21 protein-coding genes are annotated in these 20,113 nt (G+C 57.6%); 11 read left to right on the forward strand and 10 right to left on the reverse strand.

The window, feature by feature from the left end; genetic code table 11:
• Positions 1-13: 13 nt before the first annotated feature.
• The 3 genes from U2949_RS07255 to U2949_RS07265 form a co-directional block, all read right to left on the reverse strand.
• Positions 14-952, reverse strand: a complete 939-nt coding sequence (locus U2949_RS07255; RefSeq protein WP_035275172.1) for a CorA family divalent cation transporter — start codon at positions 950-952, stop codon at positions 14-16.
• Entirely contained in the window at positions 949-1,287 is a 339-nt protein-coding gene (locus U2949_RS07260; RefSeq protein ID WP_257723745.1) for a hypothetical protein, read from the reverse strand. Before U2949_RS07260 ends, U2949_RS07255 begins: the two co-directional genes overlap by 4 nt.
• 110 nt (positions 1,288-1,397) lie before the next feature.
• On the reverse strand, positions 1,398-1,739 hold the full coding sequence (locus U2949_RS07265) for a hypothetical protein (protein ID WP_051316361.1): 342 nt from the start codon (positions 1,737-1,739) through the stop codon (positions 1,398-1,400).
• Between the two features lie 595 nt (positions 1,740-2,334).
• Here U2949_RS07265 and U2949_RS07270 point away from each other — a divergent pair.
• The 5 genes from U2949_RS07270 to U2949_RS07290 all read left to right on the forward strand — a co-directional run bounded on the left by U2949_RS07270 (position 2,335) and on the right by U2949_RS07290 (position 6,796).
• A complete protein-coding gene (locus tag U2949_RS07270; RefSeq protein ID WP_009458704.1) occupies positions 2,335-3,141 on the forward strand; it encodes a thiazole synthase in 807 nt (268 codons plus the stop codon).
• A gap of 7 nt (positions 3,142-3,148) precedes the next feature.
• The gene (thiD, locus tag U2949_RS07275) at positions 3,149-3,967 is read left to right on the forward strand and encodes a bifunctional hydroxymethylpyrimidine kinase/phosphomethylpyrimidine kinase (protein ID WP_042486637.1); all 819 of its coding nucleotides are present in this window, start codon (positions 3,149-3,151) and stop codon (positions 3,965-3,967) included.
• A 40-nt stretch (positions 3,968-4,007) separates the two neighbouring features.
• Entirely contained in the window at positions 4,008-4,703 is a 696-nt protein-coding gene (locus U2949_RS07280) for a 5'-methylthioadenosine/adenosylhomocysteine nucleosidase (RefSeq protein ID WP_321286943.1), read from the forward strand.
• 74 nt (positions 4,704-4,777) lie between these two features.
• On the forward strand, positions 4,778-5,458 hold the full coding sequence (locus tag U2949_RS07285; protein WP_321286945.1) for a protein-L-isoaspartate O-methyltransferase family protein: 681 nt from the start codon (positions 4,778-4,780) through the stop codon (positions 5,456-5,458).
• A 15-nt stretch (positions 5,459-5,473) separates the two neighbouring features.
• Positions 5,474-6,796, forward strand: a complete 1,323-nt coding sequence (locus U2949_RS07290) for a TolC family outer membrane protein (protein ID WP_321286947.1) — start codon at positions 5,474-5,476, stop codon at positions 6,794-6,796.
• 332 nt (positions 6,797-7,128) lie between these two features.
• Here U2949_RS07290 and rfaE2 read toward each other — a convergent pair whose 3' ends face one another.
• The 6 genes from rfaE2 to ubiE form a co-directional block, all read right to left on the reverse strand.
• On the reverse strand, positions 7,129-7,611 hold the full coding sequence (rfaE2, locus tag U2949_RS07295) for a D-glycero-beta-D-manno-heptose 1-phosphate adenylyltransferase (protein ID WP_026484471.1): 483 nt from the start codon (positions 7,609-7,611) through the stop codon (positions 7,129-7,131).
• A 1-nt stretch (position 7,612) separates the two neighbouring features.
• Positions 7,613-8,482 carry a ferritin gene (locus tag U2949_RS07300; RefSeq protein ID WP_026484472.1) on the reverse strand — a complete coding sequence of 290 codons (870 nt, stop codon included), beginning with the start codon at positions 8,480-8,482 and terminating at the stop codon, positions 7,613-7,615.
• A gap of 174 nt (positions 8,483-8,656) precedes the next feature.
• Positions 8,657-10,213 (reverse strand): ubiquinone biosynthesis regulatory protein kinase UbiB, encoded by a 1,557-nt coding sequence (gene ubiB / locus U2949_RS07305; RefSeq protein ID WP_321286951.1) that lies wholly within the window; start codon positions 10,211-10,213, stop codon positions 8,657-8,659.
• A 2-nt stretch (positions 10,214-10,215) separates the two neighbouring features.
• On the reverse strand, positions 10,216-10,845 hold the full coding sequence (locus U2949_RS07310) for a ubiquinone biosynthesis accessory factor UbiJ (RefSeq protein WP_026484474.1): 630 nt from the start codon (positions 10,843-10,845) through the stop codon (positions 10,216-10,218).
• A 180-nt stretch (positions 10,846-11,025) separates the two neighbouring features.
• On the reverse strand, positions 11,026-12,018 hold the full coding sequence (locus U2949_RS07315) for a Tim44 domain-containing protein (RefSeq protein WP_026484475.1): 993 nt from the start codon (positions 12,016-12,018) through the stop codon (positions 11,026-11,028).
• 213 nt (positions 12,019-12,231) lie between these two features.
• Positions 12,232-13,002 (reverse strand): bifunctional demethylmenaquinone methyltransferase/2-methoxy-6-polyprenyl-1,4-benzoquinol methylase UbiE, encoded by a 771-nt coding sequence (gene ubiE / locus U2949_RS07320; RefSeq protein ID WP_321286955.1) that lies wholly within the window; start codon positions 13,000-13,002, stop codon positions 12,232-12,234.
• 257 nt (positions 13,003-13,259) lie between these two features.
• Here ubiE and phoB point away from each other — a divergent pair, with 257 nt between their 5' ends.
• From phoB to U2949_RS07345, 5 genes are all read left to right on the forward strand, one after another.
• On the forward strand, positions 13,260-13,970 hold the full coding sequence (gene phoB, locus U2949_RS07325; RefSeq protein WP_026484477.1) for a phosphate regulon transcriptional regulator PhoB: 711 nt from the start codon (positions 13,260-13,262) through the stop codon (positions 13,968-13,970).
• 4 nt (positions 13,971-13,974) lie between these two features.
• Positions 13,975-15,273 (forward strand): phosphate regulon sensor histidine kinase PhoR, encoded by a 1,299-nt coding sequence (phoR, locus tag U2949_RS07330; RefSeq protein ID WP_257724315.1) that lies wholly within the window; start codon positions 13,975-13,977, stop codon positions 15,271-15,273.
• An 80-nt stretch (positions 15,274-15,353) separates the two neighbouring features.
• Complete coding sequence (locus U2949_RS07335) at positions 15,354-15,785, forward strand: VOC family protein (protein WP_022983640.1); 432 nt, start codon at positions 15,354-15,356, stop codon at positions 15,783-15,785.
• 2 nt (positions 15,786-15,787) lie between these two features.
• Complete coding sequence (gene pxpB / locus U2949_RS07340; protein ID WP_321286957.1) at positions 15,788-16,486, forward strand: 5-oxoprolinase subunit PxpB; 699 nt, start codon at positions 15,788-15,790, stop codon at positions 16,484-16,486.
• Positions 16,483-17,496, forward strand: a complete 1,014-nt coding sequence (locus U2949_RS07345) for a 5-oxoprolinase subunit C family protein (RefSeq protein ID WP_321286959.1) — start codon at positions 16,483-16,485, stop codon at positions 17,494-17,496. The genes pxpB and U2949_RS07345 overlap by 4 nt, the downstream gene beginning before the upstream one ends.
• Positions 17,497-17,776: 280 nt before the next feature.
• Here the strand turns inward: U2949_RS07345 and ilvA are convergent, their stop codons facing one another.
• Entirely contained in the window at positions 17,777-19,285 is a 1,509-nt protein-coding gene (ilvA, locus tag U2949_RS07350) for a threonine ammonia-lyase, biosynthetic (protein WP_026484481.1), read from the reverse strand.
• A gap of 150 nt (positions 19,286-19,435) precedes the next feature.
• Here ilvA and U2949_RS07355 point away from each other — a divergent pair, with 150 nt between their 5' ends.
• Entirely contained in the window at positions 19,436-19,978 is a 543-nt protein-coding gene (locus U2949_RS07355; protein ID WP_035270318.1) for a YqaA family protein, read from the forward strand.
• Positions 19,979-20,113: the final 135 nt, after the last annotated feature.

Below are 20,113 nucleotides of genomic sequence, written 5' to 3' on the forward strand. Positions count from 1 at the left end.
GCACAGGCGCGCTCTAGCGCAGCCAGCCCCGGTGTTTCACATAGATCAGCGGCAACATGGAGAACAAGGCGGTGGAAATAATCCCCACTATCTCGGCGTGCTCCCATTGCAGAATCGGCATATAGGCAAAGTTCATGCTGTAGTAGGTCGAAATCAGCATGGCGGGCAGGAACACGGCGGTCACCACCGAGAACACTTTCACAATCTGGTTCTGCTTCACGTTCAGCGCCATATTGTTGGTGGTCTGCAAAAGGCGAACGCGGTCGTGCACAAAGTTCACCTGCTTTTCCACAGCCTCGATGTCGTCGATCAGGGTATGGAAAACGGGCTTCAGTTTTTCCTGGTCTGCGGGTAAACGCGCCAGGGCATGACGGGCAGCCATGGCCAGTTGCAACTGGCTCTCCAGGCAGTCGGACAAGAGCTCTTCCACTTCGCTCAAATCCATCTGGGTGGAGACCACGTCACTAACGCCAAAGTCCCGGTCTTTGGTTTCCAGGCTGTTGAGCACGGCGTTGGTCTGAGTCAGCACCTTGCCCAGATCGTGGCTCAGGGAGTCCAGCAGCTCATCGGTGGCATCGTTAATGGATTGCAAAATCACCGCAAAGCTTTCAAAGGCGTCGTTCTCGCGACCATCACGCTGCAAGCGCTGCAGGGCCTGGGCCAGTGGTTTGGGGCTTGGGTCAGGTTCGATGGAGACCAGCGTTTCACGGCTCAGAATGAACACCACCCGGCTGGCCTTCTTCTGACCCTTGTCCACGTTCAGAAACGTCACGGGCACAAAGCTGAAGGGGCCTTCCTGTGTAGGACTGTTCTGCAAGGTCTGTGGAATTTCCACGCCCAGCTTTTTACGCAGGCCCCTGATCTGCTCGGTGGCATGGATGCTGATGCGCATCCAGTTATTGGGCTGGCCGTCGTTGCCAAAGAGCGGCGGCGTTTTACCTTGGTCCGTCATTGTTGATCTCCATCAGAACGGGTCTCTTGGGAGCTGGACGCATCGGGCGACGGCGTCGTGGTCCCCATGTAAAAGCTGGAATGCGAGCCGGAGGTGGAGCTGGTCCGGGTTTCCAGATGCGAGTTGCTGAAAAACAGCCAGCTCACCACCACAATCAAAATGCCCCACGAAGACAGCAGCATGGAAAAAGACAGGCGCTCGTAGCGCGACCAACGCTTGCGACCCTTAAGCGGTGCAACACTGGGGCGACGCGCCGAGCGGGTCCAGACCTGGGCGGCCAGCGAGTTGTCCTGATACGGTTTGCTGCTCAAGGAAGAGGGAATGGTTTGCGGCATAGCACTCTTTTGGGTTGATGAAAGCCACAGCAGCCGTCCATGACGATGCGAGCCCCGCATGGGCTGGTCTGCTGTGACAGGTTGAACAGAAAAGGGGTAGGGCCCAGTGCTCAAGAGCGCTGGGGCTGGCGATACTCACGCAGCCAGTCCTGCGTGCCGTAGCGGTGCGGGAACAGGGTGAACAGGCTGGGCGACGGGCCATGAGTGCGGCGGCGACCCAAATGCCCTACTCGCACGCCGGTATACATGGCGCTGTAGACCTGACTGCGATCAAATTCGGGCAGCATGGCCAGAACATCGGCACGCACACGAGTCGAAAGCTCGGGCAAGGCCTGGGCAAAAGCCAGGGTGCCGTGCGAGGCCAGCAAGTCGCACACGGCGACGGGGCGGTAAGTGGCGACAGCCATACGCAAAGCGCGCTGCAAGCTATCGTGAGGGCGGGAAAACAGCATGAGATTCTCCTGGGCACAGGGCCACAGAAGCACCCCACACGTCTTAGACCGTGAGGAACCTGGAGCCGGTGCTCAATTCGCAATGGGGTTTCATGCGGACATGAAACGCGGGGCGCAACGCAAATGTGCGTCTTTCAGATTCAGGGTCAGGGCCCAAGAACGTGCTCCTTTAACAATCAAACAATGCCAATCGAACTCAAGCCCCAGGTACATCAGTACCTGAGGCTTGTGTCCGAGCGATAAAACAGAAAGAACGGATGAAATCTACGGATCCCTCAAGAAAAATCCCGTTCTTGAGGAACAACAGAATTTTCGCATCGCAACTCTGGCAGGGCCAGCCTGCATTGGGGCCTTGCGCATGGCTTTAAACATAAGGCGAATATGCCAAGGTATATATTTGCCACAGCCACAGGCCAATCGGGCTTGCATCCGTGGCCAGCCCCCTGCCCGAGCCAAATCCCTACCGCACACCAGCAAGCCGGCATACGGGTTTTCCTGCGGGCACCGGCCAAATGGATTATTCTTGCAGTGTTTGCCCAGCAAAAAACCAATTCTTTATCCGTCAGCAAAGACGGATGCGCAACAAAGCACCACCATGACCCAAACAGTGAACAACGATCCCTTTATCCTGGCCGGAACCAGCTACCAATCCCGGCTATTGGTAGGCACCGGTAAATACAAAGATTTTGATGAAACTCGTCAGGCTATTGAAGCCAGCGGCGCTGAAATTGTGACGGTGGCCATTCGCCGCACCAATATCGGCCAGAACGCCAACGAGCCCAATCTGCTCGACTACCTGCCCCCCTCCAAATACACCCTGCTGCCCAACACCGCGGGTTGCTATACCGCCGAGGACGCCGTGCGTACCTTGCGTCTGGCCCGCGAACTGCTGGACGGCCACAAACTGGTCAAACTGGAAGTGCTGGGCGACTCCGGCAATCTGTTCCCCAATATGCCCGAAACCCTGAAAGCCGCCAAAACCCTGGTGGATGAAGGCTTTGATGTGATGGTGTATTGCGCCGACGACCCTATCCAGGCTCGTATGCTGGAAGATATTGGCTGTGTGGCCATCATGCCCTTGGCCTCCCTGATCGGTTCGGGCATGGGCATCATCAACCCCTGGAACCTGCGCCTGATCATCGATCAGAGCAAGGTGCCTGTGCTGGTCGATGCCGGTGTCGGTACAGCCTCGGATGCGGCCATTGCCATGGAACTGGGCTGTGATGGTGTCCTGATGAACACCGCCATTGCCGGTGCCCGCCAGCCTGTGATGATGGCCAGCGCCATGAACCTGGCTGTGCAAGCCGGTCGCCAGGCTTATCTGGCTGGCCGCGTGCCCCGCAAATACTACGATGCCGACCCCAGCTCCCCTACCGAAGGGCTGATCCACTCCCGTACCTGATTGAGACATGATTCCCAATACGCTGACCATTGCCGGAGTTGACCCCTCCGGCGGCGCCGGTATTCTGGCTGATGTCAAAGCCATGAGCGCCCTGGGTGCTTATGCCACCGCTGTGATTGCCGCTTTGACGGCACAAAATACCCAAGGGGTAACCGGCATCAGCCCGGTTCCTGCCGACTTTGTGCGCCAGCAGATTGATACGCTGTTTGCCGACGTGCGCATTGATGGCGTCAAGATCGGCATGTTGGGCCAGGAGGCCGTCACCACCGTGGTGGCCGAGCGCATGGCTCACTTCAAACCCAAGCATCTGGTACTGGACCCGGTGATGATCGCCAAAAGCGGCGATCATCTGCTGGAAAAGTCGGCCGTCCATGCCTTGCGCGAGCAACTGGTGCCCCAGTGCACCATGATCACGCCCAATCTGCCCGAAGCCGGTGTCCTGCTGGACGCCCGTCCGGTAGAAACCGTCAAGGAAATGCGTCAGGCCGCCGAGCGTCTGCGTCGCCTGATGAATCACAGCGATCAACGCTGGGTCTTCCTGAAAGGCGGTCACCTGCCCGGTTCGGACTGCATAGACTTGCTGCACGATGGCGACAAGATGATCGAAATGCCCGCCAAACGTATTGATACTGCCAATACGCACGGCACCGGCTGCACCTTGTCGGCTGCGCTGGCCGCCCTGCTGCCCCAATACAGCAATGTGCCTGACGCTGCTCTGGCTGCCAAAAAGTACTTGTACGAAGCCATTGCCCGTTCGGGTGAACTGACCGTGGGCAGCGGACACGGTCCGGTGCATCACTTCCATAAACTGTGGCCATCGTCCTGATACGTGCCGTTTGATCGGGCCGCTTGAAGGCCCCTGTCTTATGTCTACACTTGGAATTATTGTCGCCATGCGCGAAGAGCTGGAGATTGTGCTGGAGCGCTTGCAAGAGCCCCAGACCATCCAGCGCGCCGGCATGGATTTTCATCGCGGCAGCTATCTGGGCAAGCTCGTTGTGGCCGTGGTTTGCGGCGTGGGCAAGGTCAACGCCGCCGCCTGCACCCAGATGCTGATCTCGGAATTTGCCGTGGGCAGCATCATCAATATCGGCATTGCGGGTGCGGTTGAACCCAGCATCCGACCTGGCGATATCGTCATTGCCGATACCCTGGTCCAGCACGATGTGGAACTGAAAGCCCTGGGTCTGGCGCCAGGACAGGTTTTCCGTCTGGATACCTTCGATTTCCCCGCTGACCCCGCCCTGCTGACCGTGGCGCAAACCGCCGCCCAGCAGATAGAAGGCCACCAGGTCCATACGGGCCGAATTGTTACCGGCGACCAATTTATCGCATGTAACGATAAAATACAGTGGTTAAGCGCCACCTTTAGCGCCTTAGCCTGCGAAATGGAAAGTGGCGCCATTGCCCAGGTGTGCTATCTGAACAAGGTACCTTTTGTCTGCATACGCAGTATTTCAGACAATGCCAACAGTGAAGCGCACATGGATTTTGATACCTTCTTGCCCATTGCCGTCAACAACGCCAGCACCTTGCTCCATGCAATGGTGCCGTCCTGCTAAGCCCAACTGCGCATCTTTATCGATGTGCTGGCTTATAATCGGCTCTTTGCCAAGCCTTTAGTTTTCTGGAAGCTATGAACCATTTTGCGCTGTCTGAACTCGAACGTGCCCGTTACTACATGGTGGAACAACAGATCCGTCCCTGGAACGTATCCGACGAAAAAGTGCTGCAAGCATTGGTCGAGGTCCAGCGCGAACGCTTTGTTCCCTCGTCCTTGCGCTCTTCGGCCTTTTCGGACACCGAGCTGCCACTGATCATCAATGCCGTGGACACGCACGAGACCATGCTCTCGCCTAAAGTCGAAGCCCGTCTGGCGCAAGAACTGCTGCTGCAGCCTAGCGACGGCGTACTCGAAATTGGTACCGGCTCGGGCTACCAGGCTGCTTTGCTGGCTCACCTGGCCCAACAAGTCACCTCCATCGAGATTGACAGCAGACTGGCCGCTTTCGCCCAGGAAAACCTGCAGCGCAACAATGTGCGCAACGTCAAGGTTGAAGTGGGTGATGCACACGCAGGCTGGGGCACCACCGAATACGACGCCATTCTGGTCACCGGCTCCGTGCCCACCATTCCTGATGCCTTGAAGTACCAGCTCTGTATCGGGGGCCGTCTGGTTGTAGTGGTCGGTCAAAACCCGGTCATGACGGCTGTGCGTATTACGCGCACCAGCGCGGCCAGCTTCGAGACGACACCCCTGTTCGACACCTGGATCAAACCTTTGCGCGGCACCGCCGTTTCGCAATTCCGCTTTTAAGCACGTATGCGGTTCATGACTCCCTTGCGCCTGGCATTGCTCTCGCTGCTTGCCTTAAGTAGCACCGCCCAGTCGCAAGATCTGCTGCAGGCCTGGAACCAGGCCCTGGCACATGAACCGCAGTTTGGCGCTGCGCAAGCTGCGCATCAAGCCGATCAGGAACAAGTACCCCAAAGCCGGGCACAACTGTTGCCACAGATCAGCGCCATCGGCACAGCCGAACTGCAAGAGCGTCGTCAAACCAGCAAGCTGTCCAATCAGCATTCCAGCGACCGTGCCGCCTGGACCTTGACGCTGAGCCAACCCGTGTACAACCGCAATGCCTGGGCCCGTTACGAACGCGCCCAGTTACTGGCGCAGGGTGCGGATATTCAGCTGACGCTGGATCGGCAAGATTTGATGCTGCGCGTCAGCCAAAGCTATTTTGATGTGCTAGCTGCGCAAGATACGCTGTCCACCCTGAAAGCCCAGCAAGCCGCCATTGACGAGCAATTGCGTGCTGCTGATCAGAACTTTCAGCTGGGCGGCACCACGATTACCGATACCTACGAAGCCAAATCGCGCCTGGACCTGACCCGGGCTGGTGTCTTGCAGGCTGAAAATGCCCTGCAAGTGGCTCAGGACAAGCTGGCTGCACTGACGCTGGAGCGTTATGACACGCTGGCACGCCTGCGTGAGCCTTTACGCCTTCCCGCCCCGCAGCCTGCGAATTTGCAAGACTGGCTGGATCAGTCCAGCCAATCCGGCTTGAGCGTGGCACTGGCTGATATCAAGGCCCGTGCTGCTGAAGAGCAGTTGAAAAGCACCCAGGCCCTGCACGAGCCCACTCTGGCTCTGAAAGCCCAAACCGGCAGCGGTAGCGACCAGACTCTGTTTGGCCAAGCGGGCGGTGGCCCACGTTCGCTGAACAGCGCTTTGGGTCTGGAGTTAAGCATCCCGATTTTCCGTGGTGGTGAAACCAGCTCGCAAGTACGCGAACAAAGCTCGCGCCTGCAACAGGCCCGCTACGATCATCAGTTCGCTATTCAGCAATCCATCCAGCAGACGCGCCAGTACTTCTCTGGCGTCACCACAGGGCTGGTCCGTGTGCAGGCACTGGAAGCAGCCACCAAATCCAGTCAGGACGCCCTGGAGGCCAACAAGCTGGCTTACGAGGTCGGTGTACGTGTAAACATTGACGTACTCAATGCCCAGCAGCAGTTGTATGAAGCGCAACGCAGCTTGGCCCAAGCGCGTTACGAAGTTCTGATGAACAGCCTGCGCCTGAAAGCAGCCAGCGGCACCTTGAACGAAAACGACCTGCGTGCTGTCAACGATCTGCTTGAACCGGCGTCCTGAAGCCTGCGCTGGCAAAAAATACAGACTAGGCACCGCGATCTGGCCTTTAAAGTGACGCCTCTCCAGCCAGATTTAATATCTCCGAGTTATGCTCAATATCTGCCTCTGAGGCAGGCACGCCAAGCAAACCAGATCAAGCACGTGGGTCACATCAAACCTTGTTCAGCCACTGACAGTGGCATTAGCAACCCGGCCTGGCTTGGATCCAATGCCCCGGCATATCTCAAACACCAAGCAATCCTGGGCATCAGGAGAACCTCGAGTTCACGACTTAAAAGCAAAAAAAATCCCGGACCAAGCCGGGATTCAACACATCAATCTGTACTTCGCTTTTAGTCGCGCAGCTTCTTGACCAGTGCTGTCGTGGAACGCTGGAACTCGAAGGGAATCGCGACTGCATCGCCACCCCAGCTACGCACTAAAGCCGTTTCAGGCAAGGCTTCCATATCGTAGTCGCCGCCCTTCACGATCAAGTCCGGACGCAGCGTCGCGATCAAGGCTTCGGGCGTGTCCTCGTCAAACAAGACCACCGCATCCACGCAGGCCAGCGCAGCCAGCAAGGCGGCGCGATCCTGCTCGGGATTGATGGGGCGCTCCGGCCCCTTGTTCAAACGACGCACCGAGGCATCGGTATTCACACCGACAATCAGCGAGGCGCCCAACTGGGCGGCCTCGTCCAGGTAGCTGACGTGCCCACGGTGCAAGATATCAAACACACCGTTGGTAAAGACCAGCGGGCGCGCCAGGCGCCCCTGCTCCACCGCTTCACGCAGGACATTCAGACCCATCACCTTGGCCTCGAAACGTGCGCTCATATCAAGCCTGCACCAGCGTCGAATCAGAGCCGACCTGACGTGCCAGATCTTTGCGGTAGCGGTTCAATTCCTGCACGGTCTCGAACGAGCTACCCATCAGCAAGGACATATTGTGCAAGATGCGCGAGCTGACCTTGTGCTCCCATTCCTTGTCGAAACGAATCTGCGTATCCAGCCAGTTTTCCAGCCAACCGGGCGATGGCAGCTTGGACTGCACAGTATCTTCCGGGAACATGGCTTTGTTCACGTGCAAGTTGGTGGGGTGCAACGCCTGCGCGGTGCGATGAGCAGAAGCCATCAGAACACCAATCTTGGAGAAAGCCAGACGGGCTTGCAGGCCAAATTCCTGGCCCTTGTGCACCAGGGCACGCTTCATGTAGCGCAAGTAAGCACCGGCGTGACGGGCTTCATCCTGAGCCACGATCTTGTAGATGGCCTTGATCACCGGCTCGGTGTGCCAGTCGGCAGCACGGCGATACCAGTGGTTCAGGCGCACTTCGCCGCAAAAGTGCAGCATCAGCGTTTCCATGGCCGGGGCCGGATCGAAGTCAAAACGCACTTTGTGCAGTTCTTCTTCGGTAGGCATCAGCTCGGGGCGGAAACGGCGCAGGTATTCGATCAGAACCAGCGAGTGCTTTTGCTCTTCAAAGAACCACACGGACATAAAGGCGCAAAAATCGCTGTCATCTTTATTGTCACGCAGGAACATTTCGGTTGCAGGCAAGGCTGCCCACTCGGTAATGGCGTTCATTTTGATGGTGTAGGCTTGCTCGTCTGTGAGCTTGCTGCCATCAAAGTCATCCCACGGTATGTCATGCGCAAAATTCCAGCGCACCGCTTCCATGGATTTAAATAAGTCATGGTAAAGCATAACGATTCCTAAAAAGAATCAAGCGGTTCCTTGAGGGCGGCCATTCACCGTCCGGAAGGCGCCGGAAAGCGCCAGCTTAGCAATCAGCTGGCGGACCTGCGTCTATCGTAGAACCTGCAGTTATCAGAAATATGTCAGCCACAAAAAAACTGACGCGTTGCGGGGTCGTCACACTTATCGCCCCACCAAAGCCCAGATGGCCACCCCGACCGCAACCGCCAATACAGCACATAAGGCAGTCAATAATCGGTTGGTCTGCTGCTGCGACTGGCGCAACAGCTTGAGTTCCTGGTTCAACGCCTGCCCTGTCTCTGGCCTATTCAAAGCGGAATACACCAGACGCGGAAGCTGCGGCATGATCTGGGCCCACTGCCCTGCTTCCTGTTTCAAACGCGAATAAAAGCCCGATGGACCAATACGCTGGTACATCCACTTTTCCAGATAAGGTTTGGCGGTATCCCACAGATCCAGCTCCGGATCCAGATCCCGCCCCATCCCCTCCACATTCAGAAGGGTTTTCTGCAGCAGCACCAGCTGCGGCTGAATTTCTACATTGAACCGGCGCGAGGTCTGGAACAGGCGCAAAAGCACTTGCCCCAGGGATATTTCGGACAAGGGCCGGTCAAAATACGGTTCACATACCGCGCGTACCGAGCCTTCCAGCTCCTCTTCACGGGTTTCAGGTGGCACCCAGCCGGACTCAATGTGCAATTGAGCCACCCGGCGGTAATCGCGCCGGAAGAAAGCCAGGAAGTTTTGCGCCAGATAGTTTTTGTCGAACTCGGACAGCGAACCCACAATGCCAAAGTCCAGGGCGATGTAGCGGCCCAAGCTTTCCGGTGCGTCCGAGACATAAATATTGCCGGGGTGCATGTCGGCGTGGAAAAAACCGTCGGTAAACACCTGGGTGAAGAAAATCTCCACCCCTTTGCGGGCCAGATCCTTCAAATCCACATTGGCGGCACGCAGGCGATCAATCTGGTTGACCGGGATGCCCTTCATGCGGTCCATGGTGAACACGGTCGAGGCGCAATAGTCCCAATGCACTTCAGGCACAATCAACAGCTGGGTACGCTCTGCGTCTTTGGTGAAGTTGCGGCGTAGCTGACTGCAATTGGAGGCTTCACGAATCAGGTCCAGCTCGTCGTTCAGGTACTTGTCGAACTCGGCCACCACTTCACGCGGCTTCAGACGACGGGCATCCGGGCCCAGCCGTTCCATGAACGCAGCCAGCACGCGCATCAGACGCAAGTCTTTATGGATGACTTCGCGCATGCCGGGACGCAATACCTTCACGGCCACTTCGCGGCCATTGTGCAACTCGGCAAAGTGAACCTGCGCAATCGAGGCCGAAGCGATGGGTTCGCGGTCAAACTTCTGGAACAGCTCGTAAGGCGAAGCACCCAGGGCCTTCTGAATTGTGGCTTCCGCCACCTCCGAAGGGAATGGCGGCACGCGGTCCTGCAGCAAAGCCAGTTGCTCGGCAATATCCAGCGGGATCAAATCCCGGCGAGTGGAGAGCACCTGGCCAAATTTAACGAAGATGGGCCCCAGACTTTCCAGGGCCAGCCGTAAACGTACGCCACGTGGCAGCTTGGGCTTGCGACCCAGGCGCACAATGTGCAACATGCGTGATGCCCAAGGGTGGCGGATGCTCGATAGCACCAGCTCGTCCAGGCGATAACGGAATACAACCAGCAAAATGGTCAGCAGACGACACAAGGAGAACATGCTCAGGACTCCCGCCGACGCGCGTCAAGACGTTTCAAACGCTGGTCCAGTTCGTCCAGGCGTTGGACCAAACCAGCCGATTGCTCGCGCATCCGTTCCAGTTCGGGGCGGGTAACCAGCAAGGCGCTTTCTTCAGTCAGGTATTCGCTGGCATTGCCTGCCAAACGCTGGCCCAGATCCCGCAAACCGGAAAAGGCCCGGCGCGCCCCGCTGAACAGACGCACCGCCATGACATCACCCACAATTTTGGCCAGATCGTGCTCGGCATCCCAGCGCAGATTGGCTGCCAGGTCCGACACCAGATTGGCCAGCCCGGCCTCGCCTTGCACATGCATTAACTGGGCGACACGGCTGAAATCGCCGTCTTGAAGAATTTGTGGCAGTTCAGGCAGCTTGTCCTGAGGCAGTGTCAACGTGACATCCGGCACGACGGCAGGATGGCCCTGCTCCAGCTTCCCTTGAGAACTGATGGTGTAGACCAGTTGCAAACGGCCCACAATCAGCGACACGGTTTTGCCTGCATGGCTGCGCAAACGCTCACGCGCCCAATCCTCGCGATCAAGCAAGGCATTGAGCAAACGCACGCCCACGGCGCCAGGTTCTAGGAATGAAGGGATACCAAGCATGTCCATGCAAGTCTACTGCCGGGGCGAGTAAACCAGTCCAATTAAAACAGCCAGTTTAACCCGACACAGACACGGCCGGATGCACAGGGCGACAGGAACACGGGCAGATGGGATCACAGCGAAACGGGAGCGCTCATAACAGAACAGCCGCCTGGGTAAGAAGGCGGCTGTCTGTATAGATAGAGATCAAGCGTTGGGGTCAACCGGGATCTGCTGAATACCAGCCAGCAGCCAGCCTGCGCCGTCGGCCTTGAACAGATTCCAGACTTCCTCAAAGCGGAAAGCCTCTGCACCCACTTCTTCACGCAGCATACCGGAGTAGCGCACGCTGGCCAGGTGGCCGTCGGCTACTTTTTCAATACCCAGCAATTCTGCGTTCAGCAGTACCACTTGGGTTACGTTCTCGCCTTGGCGCTGAGCGATTTGAGGAGCGGCTTCCTTGAGCAGGTCATCGGTCAGGAAGGTACGCAGTTGTTCCACGTCGCCCTTGTCCCACAGTTTCTGGATTTCCACGAACTGGGTCTTGGCATTGGCCAGGAACGTAGGCGTGTCGAAATCACCGGGGATGAACCAGCTCTCGTCTACTGGCGGCGCTGGAACAGCGGCGGCAGCAGCGGGCTGAGCAGCTGGAGCGGCAGCAGGCATAGGTGCTGGCGCAGCTTGGGGCTGCTTCCATGGGCTAGGAGCAGGATCAGCATTGCGCATCATGGACTGACCACCGGCTTGTTGCATGGCAGGACGAGCAGCCGAGCCACGCAGACGACGCACGATGAACAGAACGGCGAAGATCACCAGACCGATCAACAACAGGCTGGACATCATTTCCAGGAAAGCACCGCCCAGACCCATGCTGGACAGCAAGGCGGCAATACCCAGACCAGCGGCGATACCGGCGATCGGGCCCAGGAAGCGGGACATGCCCGACTTGGCAGCGGTACCAGCCGCAGCCGTACCGGCAGCAGCGGCACCCGCAGCAGGCGTAGCCGAGCGAGTAGCGTTATTCGCTGCAGCAGGCGGCGTCGCTGCCGAGCGGTTGCTGGTGATGTTGGAGGATTGGCGGCCAAAACTGGAGCCACCACCCATGCGTCGTGCTTCCGCATCATAAGAAACGGTCAGCAAGGCGCCGGTGCTAAAAGCCAATACAGCGGCCATGAAATAACGAGAAAGCCGTCCAGACATAGTCACAAACTCCTGACCAGAACAAGCGCTTAACACACAGGGTTTTGACGCCCCCGGCCATGCCATCCCAGTCGATTATTCAAGAAAACTTACGATAAGCTGAACATTAACATGACAAGTTCTCATGCACCATGTTTTTTTTACCGTTCATTACAGACAAAAAACGAACGGCACCAGAAGGTGCCGCTGTATATAGAGAGGGAACGCCCGGAATCAATCCAGGCGGATGCCTTCGTGCAGCGCGGCTACGCCGGCTGTCAGATTGAAATACTGCACGCGCTCCAGGCCCACTTCGCGCATCATGTCGGCCAGAGTTTCCTGATCGGGGTGCATGCGAATGGATTCAGCCAGATAGCGGTAGCTTTCCTCGTCCTTGGCCACAAACTTGCCAATACGGGGCAGGATATTGAAGGAATACCAGTCATACGGGGCCTGCAAAGGCTTGGCCACGCGGGAAAACTCCAGCACCAGCAATTTGCCGCCCGGACGCAACACCCGCTTCATTTCAGCCAGCGCGCTATCCTTGTGCGTCATATTGCGCAAGCCAAAGGCTACCGAGACGCGATCAAAATAGCCGTCAGGAAAAGGCAGGTGCTCGGCATCACAAACCGTAACGGGCGTGATGATGCCCTTGTCCTGCAAACGATCACGACCCACGCGCAGCATGGAACTATTGATATCGGTATGCCAGACCTCGCCGTCCGCACCGGCCTGACGCGCAAAAGTCTTGGTCAAATCACCCGTACCCGCGGCAATATCCAGCACTTTCATGCCGGGACGCACTGCTGCGCGACCGATCGTGAAGGCTTTCCAGATACGGTGCAGGCCGCCCGACATCAGATCGTTCATAATGTCGTAGTTGTTAGCCACCGAATGAAAAACCTGGGCTACTTTGCCCGCTTTTTCGTTTTCGGCCACGGTTTGAAAACCGAAGTGCGTATCGGCGTTCTGGGCGGAGGAGGTTTGAGGACGCTGTTTTTCCATAGTGCATAATCGTAACGCAGATTTCCCGGTACAGAAACGAAAATCCGGCTCGCTGGGTGCTCCCCTTTTTTACACGTTCACAAACCTGAAACATTAACGCCATATGATGGCGCTATTACGTGCAGTCAGGGATTTGAAGCGCCTGCCGTATTGCACTTGAGCCGCCTGATGGCAACAGCAGGCCCCGCGCCCAAGCACAATACAGACAGCCAGCCTGACCCTCTATTATTTTTTATCGGACCAGTCTGAAGCTAACAATGAGTACAAGCATATTAGTCGTGGAAGATGAGCCTGCGATCCAGGAACTGATCTCTGTCAATCTGTCTTTTGCCGGCCATAAAGTGCTGCGCGCCTTCGATGCCGAACAAGCCCAGATCCTCATTCGCGCAGAACTGCCTGATTTGATTCTGGTGGACTGGATGCTGCCCGGCTCCTCGGGCATCAACCTGGCCCGCAAACTGCGCTCGGACGAACGTACTCGTCATATTCCGGTCATCATGCTGACCGCCAAAGGCTCGGAACAGGACAAGGTCGATGGCCTGGAAGCCGGTGCGGACGATTACATCACCAAGCCTTTCTCGCCCAAAGAACTGATTGCCCGCATCAAGGCCGTATTGCGCCGCCGCGCTCCCCAGCTAACTGACGATGTGATCTCCATCGGCACCCTGCAGCTGGACCCCAGCACGCACCGTCTGTCCAGCCAGGGCATGGCGCTGACCATCGGGCCTACCGAGTTCCGTCTGCTGCATTTTTTCATGACGCACACCGAGCGCGTATTTACCCGCTCCCAGTTGCTGGACCAGGTGTGGGGCGACCATGTATTTGTGGAAGAACGTACGGTAGACGTGCACATTCGTCGCTTGCGCAAGGCATTGGAGCCTAGCGGACACGACAAACATATTGAAACGATTCGTGGCTCGGGCTATCGTTTTGCCCTTTCCCCACTGGAAAAGGCTCCAAGCGCCTGATCCCATGTTCAGCATATTCACGTCTATTGTTATCTGGGCCCTGTTGGGCAGCCTGATTGGCTGGTGGCTCGGGCCATTCATCGGCCTGGCCTTGTTTTGTGGCGGCCTGTTGATGCTGGTTGTCATCAGCACCTTGCAGTTGTCCCGCGTTGAGCGCTGGACCCGCAACCTGAACGATCCCCCACCGCCCGCTGTCGGCCCCTGGGACGCCATCCTGGCTCCCATCTATCGCCAATTGCGCCGCGACCGGCAGGAAATTCAGGACCTGAATCGTTACGTAGACGGCATCATGATGGCCGCCGAGGCCCTGCCCGACGGTGCCATTACCCTGAATGGGGAGATGGAACTGCAATGGTGCAACCAGACCGCCTGTGAGCACATAGGCCTGAATCTGGCCACGGACCGCCATCACAGCATCTTCAATATCCTGCGCGAACCCGAGTTTTCTCGTTACGCCCGCCAGCCCCAATGGGATGGCCCCTTGCTGCTGCATCTGAGCAAAGACGGACGTGAGCGCTCCTTGCTGCTGCAATTAACCCCTTATGGCCTGGGCCAGTTCCTGATCGTGACGCGTGATGTCACCCAGGTGGAAATGCTGGAGACCACCCGCAAGGACTTTGTGGCCAATGTCTCCCATGAACTGCGCACACCACTTACCGTCTTGCTAGGTTTTCTGGAAACTCTGCAGGACATGCCGCCCGAAAGCTTGCCTTTGGAACAGCGTCAACGCTACGAGCAGATGATGCTGGAGCAGACCCGCCACATGCAGTCGATTGTGTCCGACTTGCTGACCTTATCCACGCTGGAATCCTCACCCACAGTGGAAGGGGAGACGGTACAGGTCAGCCAGTTGATTGAAAGCGCGCTGAAACAAGGCGAGGCCATTTCTGGCGGCCAGCACAGCTTTGTCACGGATCTGGACCCTCGCATTGCCATTCAGGGCATGGAAACCGAACTGAGCTCGGCTGTCTCCAACCTGATTACCAACGCGGTGCGCTATACCCCCAAGGATGGCACCATCACCGTGCGCTGGTATTTGAATGACAATGGCGAGGCCTGTTATTCGGTACAAGACACGGGCATCGGTATTGCCGCCCAGGATATTCCCCGTCTCACCGAACGCTTTTACCGCGTGGACAAGGGACGCTCCCGCTCCACGGGCGGCACCGGCCTGGGCTTGGCCATCACCAAACACATTATCGTGCGACATAACGCCGACCTGCAGATCCAGAGCCGTCTGGGCGTGGGCAGCGTGTTTATGTTGCGTTTCCCCAAGAGCCGGGTTCGACTCCAGGACAGCTAGAACATGTGGGGCCATATTGGCCCTACAATAAACGGCTCTGAAGACCACGTTGGCGGCCTTATGCCGCACAGGAGCCAAGCATGTCCCATACCAACGAGCTGCGCCCTTTCCACCTGGCTTTTCCGGTCCATGATCTGGCCGTTGCACGCCAGTTCTACGGACAGACACTGGGCTGTCCCGAAGGCCGATCCTCGGATCAGTGGATTGACTTCAACTTCTACGGCCACCAGATCGTGGCCCACCTGGCCCCTTCGGAATGCGGCAGCAATGCCACCAGCGCGGTGGATGCCCATAATGTGCCCGTGCGCCACTTTGGCGTCGTGCTGGACATGCCCACCTGGCAGACCCTGGCTGACAAGCTGGTTGCCGCTGGCACCAAATTCGTTATCGAACCTTATATCCGTTTCAAGGGCGAGCCCGGCGAACAGGCCACCATGTTCTTCATGGACCCTTCGGGCAACGCCCTGGAGTTCAAGGCCTTCAATAGCCTGGATTCGCTTTTCGCCAAATAAAGATGCACAAATCCTGGCAACTTAACGAGCAAGGCGACCGCTGTCTGCTAGTGCAGTTCAGCGGCCCGCTTTCTCTGGACACCGGCTTGCGCTGTACCCGCGCCGCCCGCTTGCTGCGCGACCACGCCCCCGCCTGTGTCCGTGATCTGGTCCCCAGCTTTACCGCAGTCGCCATCCACTTTTACCCGGATGGCAGCAGCGACCAGCTTGCCCGTTTGCACGACTATGTTCACCAAGCTCTGGCCGAGCTGGATGCCAACCAGGACCAGGCCGCTCCCGGCGCACTGGTGGATGTTCCCGTTTGCTACGGTGGCCCCTTCGGTCCGGACCTGCCTGCCATTGCCGAGCAATTGGGGCTAAGCCAGGAACAAGTCATCGAACTGCACAGCAGTCAGGTGCAACTGGTATTCATGGTGGGCTTTGCCCCCGGCGCTCCCTATATGGGCATCTTGCCCGAGCAACTGAATGTGCCGCGCCGCGCCACACCACGCACCGTGCTGCCCAAAGGCTCGGTCGCCATTGCGAACCAGCAAACCATTATTTACCCCAACGAATCCCCCGGCGGTTGGCATCTGATTGGCCGCTCGCCCGTTAATTTATTCGATGCCCGGCGCTCGCCCGCCGCCCTGCTCGCCCCCGGCGACCAGGTGCGCTTTGTGCCTCTGCCTCACGAGCAGTTTGATCACTGGACACCCGCATGACGGTGCATATCCTCAAACCAGGCATGATGAGCAGCCTGCAAGACCGAGGTCGTTACGGACACCAGCACCTGGGGGTTTCGCCCAGCGGTGCCATGGACGAACGTGCCCACCGACTGGCCCATTTGCTGGCAGGCAATACCACCGACCAGGATCTGGCCAGTCTGGAAATTACCGTACAAGGCCCAAGCCTGCGCTTTGACGAAGCTGCCCTGTTTGTACTGACCGGCGCAGATATGAATGCCAGCCTGGACGGCCAGCCCGTAGCAGTCCTGCGCCCTACTCTGGCACGTGCCGGGCAAACACTGACGATGCAGTCCGCCAAACCCGGCCAAGGTGCCCGTAGCTACCTGTCTGTTTACGGCGGTTTTCAGGTCGAGTCCCTGCTGGGCAGTCAAAGCACCCACATGCGCGTTGGCCTGGGTGGTTTTGAAGGCCGCGCCTTGAAAAAAGGCGACCAGATTCAATTGGCTCACCCACTGCCCAATCAGGAAGCGGCGCTGAACAAGCTGCAAGACGAACTCGACGAGCTGCGAATTTACATGCCGGCAGCCCTGGCCCTGGCCCCACGGGAGCGCCTGCGCGTCATTCTGGATCAAGCCGATTTGTTTACCGACGAATCGCTGGAACTGTTCCAAAGCCAAAGCTACCGCATCAGCCCGGCTTCAGAACGTATGGGCTATCGCCTGGAAGGTCAGCCCTTGCAGCGCAAGACACCCAAAGAACTGCTGTCCGCCCCCACTTGCTTTGGAACAATTCAGGTCCCCAACGATGGCCAGCCCATTGTGTTGATGGCGGACCGGCAAACCACCGGGGGTTATCCGCGCCTCGGACAAGTCATCAGCGTGGATCTGGCTCAAGTTGCCCAACGTTTGCCCGGTCAGAACCTGGGCTTTGAAGTGGTGACGGTAGAACAGGCCCATGCACTGGCTGCCCGCCAGGAACAGGCTTTCGCACGTCTGAATGACAGCCTGGAGCCGTTGCGGCAGGCTCTAAAACAGTGCGTGACATAGAGCTTGTTAAGTCGCCACCGTACTAACGGGCACCTGGCCTTATCGCACATTCGTATGGCCCAACAGGCCATCAGGCCGCAAAGGCAGTAAGGCGGCTTGAGCCAATCCCCCATGACGAACTCAGGAGCAAACACCCACTGCTCTTGGCTCCCAGGCTCAATACGGCTCCAACGACAGTCACCACATTCAAGCCCCAATAAAAAAACACCTCGCTTGGAAAAGCGAGGTGTTTTCATTTGCTCTGACGCAGGACAGCGAATGCCGTGCGCCGTCCATAGACTTACAAAAACAGCTTGTAAGCCGGGTTATCCGTTTCGTCCCAGTGCGGGTAGCCCAGATTGCCCAGGAAAGCCTTGAATTCCTTTTTATCGGAAGGCGGCACCTGGATTCCGATCAGAATACGACCGTAATCATCACCCTGATTCCGGTAGTGGAACAAGCTGATATTCCAGTCCTGGTTCATGCTGGACAGGAATTTACGCAAAGCACCGGGGCGCTCTGGAAACTCGAACCGCAGCAGGACTTCGTCCGTAGCCTGGCTGGACACCCCACCCACCATATGACGCACGTGGGTCTTGGCCAGTTCGTTGCCCGTCAGGTTCAAGGTACCAAAGCCTTTCTTGACGAAACGCTCTTCCAGCTTCTCGATCTCCGCTTCTGAAGCAATCGACATACCCACAAAGACGTGCGCCTTTTCAGGATTGGACATGCGGTAGTTGAACTCCGTCACCGAGCGAGTGCCCAGGGCATCGCACAGGCGGCGGAAGCTGCCTTTTTCCTCGGGGATCGTCAAGGCAAACAAGGCTTCACGAGCCTGACCCACATCTGCACGGTCTGCCACCATGCGCATACGGTCAAAGTTCATGTTCGCGCCGGACGTGACCGCAATCAGGGTCTTGTTCTTGAGCTTGTTTTGAGCAGCGTAGCGCTTGGCACCCGCCAAAGCCAGGGCACCAGCCGGTTCCAGCACGCTACGCGAGTCCTGAAACACATCTTTGATAGCCGCACAAATCGCATCCGTATCCACGATGACAAAATCATCCACATACTGACGCACCAGACGGAAAGTCTCGGAGCCCACCTGCTTGACGGCAGTACCGTCGGAGAACAGGCCCACGTCCGACAAATTCACACGACGACCGGCCTTGATACTGCGCACCATGGCACAGGAGTCTTCGGTCTGCACGCCGATTACTTTGATTTCAGGACGCAAGGACTTGATGTATGTGGCCACGCCCGCTGCCAGACCACCACCGCCAATCGCGACAAAGACCGCCTCAATCGGACCGGGGTGCTGTTGCAGAATTTCCATGGCCACCGTGCCCTGCCCGGCGATCACATCAGGATCGTCAAAAGGGTGCACAAAGGTCAGGCCTTCGTTCTTTTGCAGTTCCAGAGCGTGCTGGTAGGAATCCGAATAGCTCTCGCCCACCAGGACCACTTCACCACCCAGATTCCGCACACCATCAATTTTCACTTGCGGGGTGGTGGTTGGCATGACGATAACGGCACGGCATCCCAGCTTGCGCGCTGCCATGGCCACGCCTTGCGCGTGGTTACCCGCCGAAGCGGCCAATACACCCCGTTTTAATTCCGCGGCCGACAGATTGGCCATCTTGTTATAGGCACCGCGCAGCTTGAAGCTAAAAACAGGTTGATAGTCTTCGCGCTTGAGCAGGACCGTGTTATTAATTCGTGCCGATACCTGGGGAGCGGGTTCAAGTGGTGTTTCGATGGCAACATCGTACACTTTCGAGGTCAGAATGCGCTTTAGGTAATCGTTCGACATGACTCAGCTTTTAATAACAACCGGTTTTGCCACCAAGGCCAGCCGCAGGCCCCTGCCTGAGACCGCTCACCGGAAAAGAAAAACAGAATACCATAGGCGGATGCCCTAACTGGCGTTCATTATTCCCCACAAAACCCGTCCACTTTACTTATGCAAGCCTGGATCTCTGATCTTATTTCGTGGCTCTTGGCCGCCCTATCTCTGCCCGAAGTGGGCTTGAGCGCCATTTTCATCATCAGCCTGGTCTCGGCTACCCTGCTCCCCCTGGGTTCGGAACCCGCCGTATTCGCCTATATCAATCTGGCTCCACATATGTTCTGGCCCGCCGTGCTGGTTGCCACTGTGGGTAATACGGCAGGTGGGGCCATCAGCTATGCCATGGGTCTGGGCGCCGAGAAAGCCTACGAAGCCTGGCGCGAGAAGCACCCGCAACACACAGAAGACGGCGCAACTCCCAAGAACAAGGCAGCAGGCCGCTGGCACGAGCTGGGACAACGCTGGCTGACCCGCATGGGACCGCCCGCCCTGCTCTTGTCCTGGCTACCCGTGGTAGGCGACCCCCTGTGTGCCGTAGCCGGTTGGCTACGCCTGCCATTTTGGCCCAGCGTGTTTTACATGGCGGTGGGAAAACTGGCGCGCTATATCACCATGACCGCTGGTCTGCTGTGGATTTTCCCCAAATTGGGTTGGTAATTTGCAGCAAACTGGCCGCAAACGCCCCCTTAACCCCGACTTGGCCCTGTAGTAAGGGGGCAGCCCGGCTACGATTCGTATACACTTGTCTTTTGCCTATCTGCTCCTCGCTGAGCCGCCCTTGACGGGCCTTGC

The sequence above is a fragment of the Alcaligenes phenolicus genome, from assembly GCF_032063905.1.
In the GTDB taxonomy this organism is placed as follows: Bacteria; Pseudomonadota; Gammaproteobacteria; order Burkholderiales; family Burkholderiaceae_B; genus Alcaligenes; species Alcaligenes phenolicus.

Excerpts from the sequence above, each read along its gene's own strand:
- U2949_RS07345 (WP_321286959.1), top strand. The coding sequence starts at position 16,483 with ATGACGGTGCATATCCTCAAACCAGGCATGATGAGCAGCCTGCAAGAC.
- phoR (WP_257724315.1), top strand. The coding sequence starts at position 13,975 with ATGTTCAGCATATTCACGTCTATTGTTATCTGGGCCCTGTTGGGCAGC.
- U2949_RS07300 (WP_026484472.1), bottom strand. The coding sequence starts at position 8,482 with ATGCTTTACCATGACTTATTTAAATCCATGGAAGCGGTGCGCTGGAAT.
- thiD (WP_042486637.1), top strand. The coding sequence starts at position 3,149 with ATGATTCCCAATACGCTGACCATTGCCGGAGTTGACCCCTCCGGCGGC.
- U2949_RS07255 (WP_035275172.1), bottom strand. The coding sequence starts at position 952 with ATGACGGACCAAGGTAAAACGCCGCCGCTCTTTGGCAACGACGGCCAG.
- U2949_RS07265 (WP_051316361.1), bottom strand. The coding sequence starts at position 1,739 with ATGCTGTTTTCCCGCCCTCACGATAGCTTGCAGCGCGCTTTGCGTATG.
- phoB (WP_026484477.1), top strand. The coding sequence starts at position 13,260 with ATGAGTACAAGCATATTAGTCGTGGAAGATGAGCCTGCGATCCAGGAA.
- U2949_RS07355 (WP_035270318.1), top strand. The coding sequence starts at position 19,436 with ATGCAAGCCTGGATCTCTGATCTTATTTCGTGGCTCTTGGCCGCCCTA.
- rfaE2 (WP_026484471.1), bottom strand. The coding sequence starts at position 7,611 with ATGAGCGCACGTTTCGAGGCCAAGGTGATGGGTCTGAATGTCCTGCGT.
- U2949_RS07290 (WP_321286947.1), top strand. The coding sequence starts at position 5,474 with ATGACTCCCTTGCGCCTGGCATTGCTCTCGCTGCTTGCCTTAAGTAGC.
- ubiB (WP_321286951.1), bottom strand. The coding sequence starts at position 10,213 with ATGTTCTCCTTGTGTCGTCTGCTGACCATTTTGCTGGTTGTATTCCGT.
- U2949_RS07315 (WP_026484475.1), bottom strand. The coding sequence starts at position 12,018 with ATGTCTGGACGGCTTTCTCGTTATTTCATGGCCGCTGTATTGGCTTTT.
- U2949_RS07270 (WP_009458704.1), top strand. The coding sequence starts at position 2,335 with ATGACCCAAACAGTGAACAACGATCCCTTTATCCTGGCCGGAACCAGC.
- ilvA (WP_026484481.1), bottom strand. The coding sequence starts at position 19,285 with ATGTCGAACGATTACCTAAAGCGCATTCTGACCTCGAAAGTGTACGAT.
- U2949_RS07285 (WP_321286945.1), top strand. The coding sequence starts at position 4,778 with ATGAACCATTTTGCGCTGTCTGAACTCGAACGTGCCCGTTACTACATG.
- pxpB (WP_321286957.1), top strand. The coding sequence starts at position 15,788 with ATGCACAAATCCTGGCAACTTAACGAGCAAGGCGACCGCTGTCTGCTA.
- U2949_RS07280 (WP_321286943.1), top strand. The coding sequence starts at position 4,008 with ATGTCTACACTTGGAATTATTGTCGCCATGCGCGAAGAGCTGGAGATT.
- U2949_RS07335 (WP_022983640.1), top strand. The coding sequence starts at position 15,354 with ATGTCCCATACCAACGAGCTGCGCCCTTTCCACCTGGCTTTTCCGGTC.
- U2949_RS07260 (WP_257723745.1), bottom strand. The coding sequence starts at position 1,287 with ATGCCGCAAACCATTCCCTCTTCCTTGAGCAGCAAACCGTATCAGGAC.
- U2949_RS07310 (WP_026484474.1), bottom strand. The coding sequence starts at position 10,845 with ATGGACATGCTTGGTATCCCTTCATTCCTAGAACCTGGCGCCGTGGGC.
- ubiE (WP_321286955.1), bottom strand. The coding sequence starts at position 13,002 with ATGGAAAAACAGCGTCCTCAAACCTCCTCCGCCCAGAACGCCGATACG.